General features: G+C 71.6%; 7 protein-coding genes and 1 pseudogene. 3 read left to right on the forward strand and 5 right to left on the reverse strand.

All coding sequences use genetic code 11. The annotated features are described in order from the left end of the window. The first annotated feature begins 28 nt into the window (after positions 1–28). Together nhaA and FV233_RS26655 are read left to right on the forward strand one after the other, a co-directional pair. Positions 29–1,234, forward strand: coding sequence for a Na+/H+ antiporter NhaA (nhaA, locus tag FV233_RS26650; RefSeq protein ID WP_147899310.1), 1,206 nt, complete (start codon positions 29–31; stop codon positions 1,232–1,234). A 49-nt stretch (positions 1,235–1,283) separates the two neighbouring features. Beyond that, entirely contained in the window at positions 1,284–3,038 is a 1,755-nt protein-coding gene (locus tag FV233_RS26655) for a carbamoyltransferase C-terminal domain-containing protein (RefSeq protein WP_147899311.1), read from the forward strand. Positions 3,039–3,091: 53 nt separating this feature from the next. Here the strand turns inward: FV233_RS26655 and FV233_RS26660 are convergent, their stop codons facing one another. The 5 genes from FV233_RS26660 to FV233_RS26680 all read right to left on the reverse strand — a co-directional run bounded on the left by FV233_RS26660 (position 3,092) and on the right by FV233_RS26680 (position 7,470). Beyond that, positions 3,092–3,439: a hypothetical protein gene (locus FV233_RS26660; protein ID WP_147899312.1), complete on the reverse strand. Its 348-nt coding sequence runs from the start codon at positions 3,437–3,439 to the stop codon at positions 3,092–3,094. A gap of 159 nt (positions 3,440–3,598) precedes the next feature. Continuing rightward, the gene (locus FV233_RS26665; protein WP_147857579.1) at positions 3,599–4,069 is read right to left on the reverse strand and encodes an SRPBCC family protein; all 471 of its coding nucleotides are present in this window, start codon (positions 4,067–4,069) and stop codon (positions 3,599–3,601) included. Between the two features lie 141 nt (positions 4,070–4,210). Beyond that, on the reverse strand, positions 4,211–4,882 hold the full coding sequence (locus FV233_RS26670) for a haloacid dehalogenase type II (RefSeq protein WP_147857578.1): 672 nt from the start codon (positions 4,880–4,882) through the stop codon (positions 4,211–4,213). A gap of 79 nt (positions 4,883–4,961) precedes the next feature. Then, positions 4,962–6,488, reverse strand: a complete 1,527-nt coding sequence (murJ, locus tag FV233_RS26675; protein ID WP_147899313.1) for a murein biosynthesis integral membrane protein MurJ — start codon at positions 6,486–6,488, stop codon at positions 4,962–4,964. 382 nt (positions 6,489–6,870) lie between these two features. Further along, positions 6,871–7,470 carry a superoxide dismutase gene (locus FV233_RS26680; protein WP_058195058.1) on the reverse strand — a complete coding sequence of 200 codons (600 nt, stop codon included), beginning with the start codon at positions 7,468–7,470 and terminating at the stop codon, positions 6,871–6,873. Positions 7,471–7,850: 380 nt separating this feature from the next. Here FV233_RS26680 and FV233_RS26685 point away from each other — a divergent pair. Continuing rightward, positions 7,851–8,350 (forward strand): annotated as a pseudogene (locus FV233_RS26685) (hypothetical protein); the annotation flags it as partial.

Raw genomic sequence — 8,350 nt, forward strand, 5'->3', positions numbered from 1 at the left:
CCCCCAAATCACGCCAAGCCTGCCCGCGATGAAGCCGCCTTTAAATCCCGGCCGCGCCCCACCGGCCCGCGGCCGGCGCCCGCTCTCGGCCATCCGCACCATGCTGGCGAGCGAGGCCGCGGGCGGGCTGATCCTGATGGCCGCGGCGGCGCTGGCCCTCGTGGTCGCCAACGGCCCGTTCGCCGACGCCTACGCGCACGGGCTCCACGCCGCCCTCGGGCCGATGAGCGTGCAGCACTGGATCAACGACGGCCTGATGGCCGGGTTCTTCCTGCTGGTCGGGCTGGAGATCAAGCGCGAGGCGCTGGACGGGCGGCTGCGCACCTGGCCGGACCGGGTGCTGCCCGGCATCGCGGCGTTCGGCGGCATGGCGATGCCGGCCCTGGTCTACGCGGCGGCCAATCTCGGCGCCGATACCTTACGCGGCTGGGCGATCCCGGCGGCGACCGACATCGCCTTCGCGCTCGGCGTCCTGGCGCTGCTCGGCAAGCGGGTGCCGGTCTCGCTCAAGATCTTCCTGAGCGCCGTGGCCATCGTCGACGATCTCGGCGCCGTGGTGGTGATCGCGCTGTTCTACGGCTCCGGCCTCGATGCCGGGATGCTGGGACTCGCCGCCCTCGTGCTCGCCGGCCTCTACGGCCTCAACCGGGCGGGCGTGACCCGGCTGCCGGTCTACCTGCTGCTCGGCCTGGTGCTGTGGGTGCTGGTGCTGCGCTCCGGCATCCACGCCACGGTGGCCGGGGTGCTCTTGGCGTTCACGATCCCGATCCGGGTGAGCCCCGGCCGGCCGGAGGACGTCAGCTCGCCGCTGCACCGGCTGGAGCACGCCCTGGCGCCCTGGATCACCTATCTGGTGGTCCCGGTCTTCGGCTTCGCCAATGCCGGCGTCGCCCTGACCGGCCTGACGCCCGACGCCCTGCTCCAGCCGGTGACGCTCGGCATCGCCGCGGGGCTGTTCCTGGGCAAGCAGGCCGGCGTGTTCGCCAGCCTGAGGCTCGCCGTCGCGCTCGGATGGGCGCAGCGCCCGGCCGGGGCCGGCTGGGGCCAGGTCTACGGCGTCGCGGTCCTGTGCGGGATCGGCTTCACCATGAGCCTGTTCATCGGCGGCTTGGCCTTCGCGGATCCGCAGCACGAGACCGCGGTGAAGCTCGGCGTGCTCGCGGGCTCGGCCCTGTCGGGGCTCGTCGGGGCGGCAATCCTCCTGTTGGCGCGGCGCCCCGAGGCCATCCGGTAGCGGGCGCCCCGGGCTCCGTCGCGCGCGAAAATGCGCTACCCCCCGATCCATGCGGTTCTATCTCGGCCTCGCCACCACCTTCCACGATCCGGCGCTCGCCCTCCTCGGGCCCGACGGCGCCGTGCTGTTCGCCGAGGCCACGGAGCGGTTCCTCCAGGTCAAGCGCGCCCCGAACTGCGAGCCCGACATCCCGGCCCGGGTGATCGGCCTGGTGCAGGACTACGTGCCGGCCGGATCGGAGATCGTGGTCGCCTCGTCCTGGGGGCAGCAATTCGCCGACTTCCTGCGCGGACAGGCGGGGGCCGGCGCCTTCGACCTGATGGCGCTGTCCGCCCACACCACGGCGCTCAACCGCTCCTTCGTGCCCGAGCAGGCCGAGCGGGTGTTCATCGCCGACCTCCACGCCGCGCAGGCGCGGGCCGGCCACGGCACCCTGCTGGCCCTCAACCAGGAGGCGCGGATCACCGGGACGCCGCGCGCGACGATCGCAGGGCAGCGGCGCTACCCGCACCATCTCTGCCACGCCGCCTACGGGCTGTGGGGCAGCCCGTTCGAGGAGGCCACCGCCCTGGTGGTCGACGGCATGGGCGAGACCGGCGCGGCCGCGATCTACCGGCTGCAGGACGGCCGGATCACGGAGCTGCGCCGCCACCGCGGGCGCGGGTCGCTCGGCTTCCTGTACGGGCTCGTCACCGATCTCGCCGGCTTCGACCAGGTGAAGGGCGAGGAATGGAAGATCATGGGGCTCGCCCCCTACGGACGCCCCGACCCGGAGCTGGCCGCCCTGCTGGCCCGGCTCTGCACGGTCGAGGCCGGGCGCCTGCGCTTCGCCGAGGCCGACACGATCCAGGCGGTCGCCGCCGAGATCCGGGCCCGCCAGCCCGCGGACGCCCGGGAGCAGGGCTGGGCCGACCTCGCCCGCTGCGGCCAGGATTTGTTTGGGACTTTGATGGATGTGCTGGTGGCCGAGGCGGCCGCCCTCGGCCCCTCCGAGAACCTCGTGATCGCCGGGGGCTGCGGGCTCAACTCCTCCTATAACGGTCGGGTGCTCGGCCGCTCCGGCTTCGCCCGGCTGCACGTCCCCTCGGCGCCGGCCGACGACGGCAACGCCGTGGGCGCCGCCTGGCTCGCCTACGCGGAGGACCATCCGGACTGGGCCGGCCCGCCCGCCGCCTCGCGCCCGCTGACGCCCTATCTCGGCTCCCGGGTCTCGACCACCGCGATGGAGCGCTTGGCCGAGCAGGAGCCGCGGGCCACATGCGTCGGACACGCAGAGGCGACCCGGGCCGCGGCAAAAATCCTGGCCGCGGGCGGTCTCGTCGGCTGGGTGCAGGGAAGGGCGGAGTTCGGCCCCCGGGCGCTCGGCAACCGCTCGATCCTGGCCGACCCGCGGCCGGAGGGCGCCAAGGACGCGCTGAACGCCAAGGTGAAGTACCGCGAGGCGTTCCGGCCGTTCGCGCCCTCGATCCTGGCCGAGGCCGGGCCGGACTGGTTCGAGGATTACGCCGACAGCCCCTACATGGAGCGCACGCTGGTCTGGCGCGCGTCGGTCCGCGCCCGGGTGCCGGCGGTGGTCCACCAGGACGGCACCGGCCGGCTCCAGAGCGTCACGCCCGAGCGCAACCCGGCCTACGCGGCGCTGATCCGCGCCTTCGCGGACATCACCGGGGTGCCGATCCTGCTCAACACCAGCTTCAACGTGATGGGCAAGCCGATCCTCCACAGCGCGGAGGATGCGATCCTGATGTTCTACACCACCGGCCTCGACGCCCTCGTGGTCGAGGATTGGCTGGTGGTGAAATGACGAACGCCGCGCCCCCGGGGGGACGCGGCGCCGGCGAGACGATCGTAAAGAAATTACTCGCAGACTTCGACGCGGCGGTAGGTGAACTCGCCGTCGCCGAGCCATTCCTTGCGGCGCTCGTAGTGGCAGATCGGGCCGCGGCGCTCGCGCACCACGACGGTCTCGGGCTCCTCGACCAGGACCCGGCGCGGGCGGTATTCCGGCGGGGGCGGCGGGGGCTGGTTGGCGCCGTTGACCAGGGCGCCGCCGACCACACCGCCGACCACGCCGGCCGCGAGGCCGCCGAGAATCGCGCCGGTCTGGTCGCGGGCGGTGGCCGGGGCGACGGCCCCGAGCACCAGGGCGGCGGCGAGGGCTGCGGCCCCGGCGCGGATCGTCGTGAAGGAACCGTTCGTGGCCACGCGCTAACTCTCCCGTTCGTGTTGCGGATGATCCAACACCGGGACGATTAAAAATCTCCGAAGCTGCGCAATTCGATCGCGTGCCCGTTGTGGCGCCGGCGGGCCGGGCGATGGCAGCGGAGCGCCTCCGCCCGCTGCCGCCGAAACGTCACTGCACCGTCACTTCGCCTTGGCGGCGATGCCCTTCAGCCCGGCCTCGTACACGCCCGCGATGGCCTCCTGCGCCTTGGGATCGGGGGCGCCCTTGGCCTTGAAGGTGCCCGTCCAGGTCACCTTGGAGCCGCTGCCGGCCTTCGCGACCCGGAGCGTCGAATGATAGTCCGTGACGGGCAGCGGGCCTTCCAGGATCGTGTAGGTGTAGGCCATCTTCGCGTCGTCGCGGGATTCCTGCTCCTCGACGATGGTCCCGCCGCCCTTCAGGCTGAGGGTGCGGACATCCTTGTCGCCCTTCTTGGACGGGACGCACTTCTCGATCACGGGATGCCAGTCGCCGATTCCGCAGAACCCGCCGATGGTCTTCCAGACCGCCTCGGGCGACGCGGCGACGTCGACCGACTTGGTCACGTCCAGGGCCCAGGCCGGGCCCATGACGCCGACGCAGCATGCGGCTGCCAACACGATACGCTTCATCAGACGTTCCCTCGCGCTCGACGCTCACAAGGCTGGCGTCCGAGTCAGGGGCGAACCGAGTGCGCGGCCGGCACGTTGCAAGCTCGACTTTAGTCCAAGACGCGACAGACCAAGACGCGGCATCGCGCCCCGGGCCGGTCCTCAGAGCAGCCCGTCGAGCGACCCGATCACGCCCGTGGGCGCGAGATCCGCGTACTCGTCGGGCAGGCCCCGGCGGTTGACCCAGGCGGTCCGGAACCCGAACGCGTTGGCGCCCGCCACATCCCAGCGGTTGGACGAGCAGAACAGCACGTCCGCCTCCCCGACCGCGAGCCGGACCAGCGCGATCCGGTAGGCGTCCGGGTGGGTCTTGAACACCTGCGCGTCGTCCACCGAGAGCACCGCGTCGAGATGGTCGGCGAGCCCCGCCGAGGCCACGGCGCGGTCGACCATCGCGGCGTTGCCGTTGGTCAGGACCGCCGTGCGGAGGCCGCGCTTGCGCAAGGCCGCCAGCACGCCCGGCACCTCGGGGTAGGCGTCGAGGTCCCGGTAGGCGTCGAGGAGCTTCTCGCGCAATCCGGGATCCACCCCCGGATGGACCGCCAGCGCGTAGTCGAGGGCGCGCACCGTGAGGTCCCAGAAGGCGGCGTAGCGGCCCATCAGAGACAGCGTCCAGCTGTATTCGAGCTGCTTGTTGCGCCAGACCTCGGAGAGGTGCTCGGCATCCGGTCCGACCGCGTCGGCGTAGCGCTGGACCGCGGCGCTCACGTCGAACAGCGTGCCGTAGGCGTCGAACAGGACGGCCTTCACGCCCGCGAGCAGGTCCTTGGTCATGGCGTTCCTCAATGGCGCTCAGGGACGATGTGGGACTCGCGGGCGCGGCGGCGAGCCCGGCTCGATGGAACGGACGCGCTCAGGCCCGGCGCAGGCGCAGGCCGAACAGGTGCAACAGCCCCGCCAGCAGGCCGCCGTAGACGACGGCCCCGGCCAGCCCGAGCAGCGCCAGGACGGCGATCTCGCGCCCATGCGCCAGGGCCGGCACCAGCGCCTCGGCCAGCCCCTGGCCGTAGACGGCCACCCCGGCCAGCGCCAGGCAGGCGAGCCCCACGCCCAGCACCGTGAGGCCGAGGGTGCGGCCGGGCGCCGTCCAGCCGCGGCGCCTGGCCAGGACGACCAGGAGCAGCAGGTTCACCCACTGGCTGACCGCGGTGGCGAGCGCCAGGCCGGTGACGCCGTAGGGCCCGGTGAGCCAGAGCTTGAGCGCGACGTTGACCCCGATCGCGGTCAGCGACGCCCAGAGCGGGGTCTTGGTGTCCTGGCGGGCGTAGAAGCTCGCCACCGCGCTGCGCACCAGCACCACGGCGGGCAGGGCGAGCCCGTAGGCCGCCAGCACCGAGGCGGCCCGGGCGGCATCCTCGGCCCCGAAGGCGCCGCGCTGGAACAGGGCCGCCATGATCAGGCCCGGGATGGTCAGGAACGCCACCATGAACGGCGCCGACAGGGCCAGGGAGAACCCCGCCGCCCGGTTCTGCGCCGCGTGCGCGCCGGCGACGTCGCCGGAAGCGATCCGCCGGCTCATCTCCGGCAGCAGCACGGTGCCGGCCGCGATCGCGATCACCCCGAACGGCAGCTGGTAGAGCCGGTCGGCGTAGTACAGGGCCGAGACCGCGCCGGTGGGCAGCCAGCTGGCGATGATCGTGTCGGCGAAGGTGGCGATCTGGAACCCGGCCGCCCCGATCACCGCGGGCCCGAGCACCACGAAGAACCGCTTCAGCGCCGGATCGGAGCGCGGCACGGCCAGGTCCGGCATCACCCGGGCGCGGCGGCAGCCCCACCACAGCAGGCCGAACTGCAGCACCCCGGAGACCGCGACGCCCCAGGCGGCCGCGTAGGCGGCGTTGGGGAACAGGAAGCTCAGCGACAGGGCCGCCAGCATCGCGAGGTTGAGCAGCACCGGGGCGCCTGCCGCCACGGCGAAGTGCCGGTGGGCGTTGAGGATGCCCGACAGCAGCGTCACCAGGGTCATGAACAGCAGGTACGGGAAGGTGATCCGGGTCAGCGCCACCGCGAGCTGGAAGCGCTCGCCGTCCTCGGCGAATCCCGGCGCCAGGGCGTGCACCACCCAGGGCATCGCCGGCAGGGCGAGGTTGAGCAGCACGAGCTGCACGATCAGCATCAGGGTGAAGACGCGGTCGGCGAAGTGATGGGCCGCCCCGGAGGCGCCGGCCTCGGCGAGCCCGGCATAGGCCGGCACGAAGGCGGTGTTGAACGCGCCCTCGCCGAAGATCGCGCGGAAATGGTTCGGCAGCCGGAACGCGACCACGAAGGCGTCGGCCATCGGCCCCGCGCCCATCACGGCGGCCATCACCACGTCCCGGGCGAAGCCGGTGACGCGCGAGACCAGGGTCCAGCCGCCCACCGAGAGGATGGAGCGGATCATGGACGGCAAACCACCCTCCCCCCTCTGTGGGGGAGGGTGGCCACGTATTGCCTCGCGAAGACCGCAACGAGCCCCCTCTCCCGTGCGGGAGAGAGTTGGGGTGAGGGATCAGGTCTGTCCGGAGAGGTCGCACCCCTCACCCTGTCCCTCTCCCGCACGGGAGAGGGGACCCGTGCCTCGTCCGGCGATGTCTGAATCGGGTTTCCCGCAGAGCAGGAAGAGGGCGATGAGAGAGTCGTCGCGTTGGGAAGATGGGAAGGAATGGCCGGACCCTTCTGCACCGGGTCATCCGGCAACGGGCGCATCAAGAGCCGGTTTCGGCCGCTACCTCAAGGGCGCCGCGGACACGATCGGTCCGCGACGCCGGCTCATGGATACCGGATCAGGCGGTCGCCTCGCCGTGCAGCTTCTCGACGTACTCCCAGTTCACCAGGTTCTCGATGAACGCCTTGAGGTAGTCGGGCCGGCGGTTGCGGTAATCGATGTAGTAGGAGTGCTCCCACACGTCGACGCCCAGGATCGGCTTGGCGCCGTGGACCAGCGGGTTCTCGCCGTTGGGGGTCTTCAGGATCGCGAGCTTGCCGTCCTTGACGGCGAGCCAGGCCCAGCCCGAGCCGAACTGGCTGACGCCCGCCTGGATGAAGTCCGCCTTGAACTTCTCGGCCCCGCCCAGGTCCTCGTCGATCTTCTTGGCGATCGCGCCGGGGATCGCGCCGCCGCCATTGGGCTTCATCCAGTTCCAGAAATGGAGGTGGTTGAAGTGCTGGCCGGCGTTGTTGAAGAGCGGCTGGTTGGTGTTGTAGGCGGCCTTGACGATCTCCTCGACGCTCTTGCCCTGGAGATCCGTGCCCTCGAGCAGCTTGTTGCCGGTATCGACGTAGGCCTTGTGGTGCTTGTCGTGGTGAAACTCGAGGGTTTCCTTCGACATGTACGGCCCGAGCGCGTCGTAGGCGTAGGGCAGTTCCGGCAGCGTGAAGGTCATAGGGTCTGTCTCCGCTTGAGGCACGATGCGGAAACGCCGGGTACGGCGTTCCGCGCTTAACCGTGCGATAACAAGAAGCTGGGGCCGGCCGTGTTTCACGGGAAACAGCGGCCCGCGCCAGCCATGGGCGGCCTCGTCCCCGGCGGGGGCTTCCGGGTCACGGTCAGTAGGTAAGTCGGTGCCCGCGCGACGGCAACGCCGTTGCGGCCAGGCTTGACGCGAAGTTCCGGCGGATGCGCGTGCCGCCGGCGCGGACGTCCCGCCCGAGAACCGGTATCCCGGGCAATCTCGCCATCGGGTTTTGCAATATGACCGCAAGGCCTTACTGTGCGCCACGCCGTAAGCGTCGGCGGTTAGCCGGCCCATCTCTAGAGAGTAACATGATCGCTGCGCTGTTCGCGCTCGCCGCCGCCATGGCCATCGGGGGCTGCGCCGCCGTGATCCAGGGCTTTCCCTATGTGCGTCTGGAGAGCGGCCTCGCGATGGTGATCGCGGGATCGGTCGCGGCCTCGTCGGGCGCCGTGCTGTTCGGGATCGGCGTGCTCGCCCTGGTGTTCCGGCGGCTGGAGCGGACGATCGGACTGCGCCCGGCGCTGAGTTCGGCCCCATCCGGCCCCGTCGTCGAGGGCGCGCCGCGTCTGCCGCCGGTGCTGCCGGCCGCCCCCGCCTTCATCGTGCCCCCGATCGTCGAGCCGGCCTTCGATCCCGAGCGGCCGCGGATCGAGCCCAGCCTGCGCCTGTCCGAGGACAGGTCCTCCGCGCCGGCCGAAGCCCCCGGAAGCGCGGAGCCGCAGCGGCCGGCCGCCGGCGCATATAAAACAAAGAAGCTCCCCCCCGACGCGGAGGGGGTGGACAAGGAGGTGGCCGTGTCAATTAAAAA

It is taken from the genome of Methylobacterium sp. WL7 (assembly GCF_008040085.1).
In the GTDB taxonomy this organism is placed as follows: Bacteria; Pseudomonadota; Alphaproteobacteria; order Rhizobiales; family Beijerinckiaceae; genus Methylobacterium; species Methylobacterium mesophilicum.

Bases quoted from the DNA above. Each gene is read 5' to 3' on its own strand.
- FV233_RS26655 (WP_147899311.1), top strand. From the start codon at position 1,284: ATGCGGTTCTATCTCGGCCTCGCCACCACCTTCCACGATCCGGCGCTC.
- FV233_RS26665 (WP_147857579.1), bottom strand. From the start codon at position 4,069: ATGAAGCGTATCGTGTTGGCAGCCGCATGCTGCGTCGGCGTCATGGGC.
- murJ (WP_147899313.1), bottom strand. From the start codon at position 6,488: ATGATCCGCTCCATCCTCTCGGTGGGCGGCTGGACCCTGGTCTCGCGC.
- nhaA (WP_147899310.1), top strand. From the start codon at position 29: ATGAAGCCGCCTTTAAATCCCGGCCGCGCCCCACCGGCCCGCGGCCGG.
- FV233_RS26680 (WP_058195058.1), bottom strand. From the start codon at position 7,470: ATGACCTTCACGCTGCCGGAACTGCCCTACGCCTACGACGCGCTCGGG.
- FV233_RS26670 (WP_147857578.1), bottom strand. From the start codon at position 4,882: ATGACCAAGGACCTGCTCGCGGGCGTGAAGGCCGTCCTGTTCGACGCC.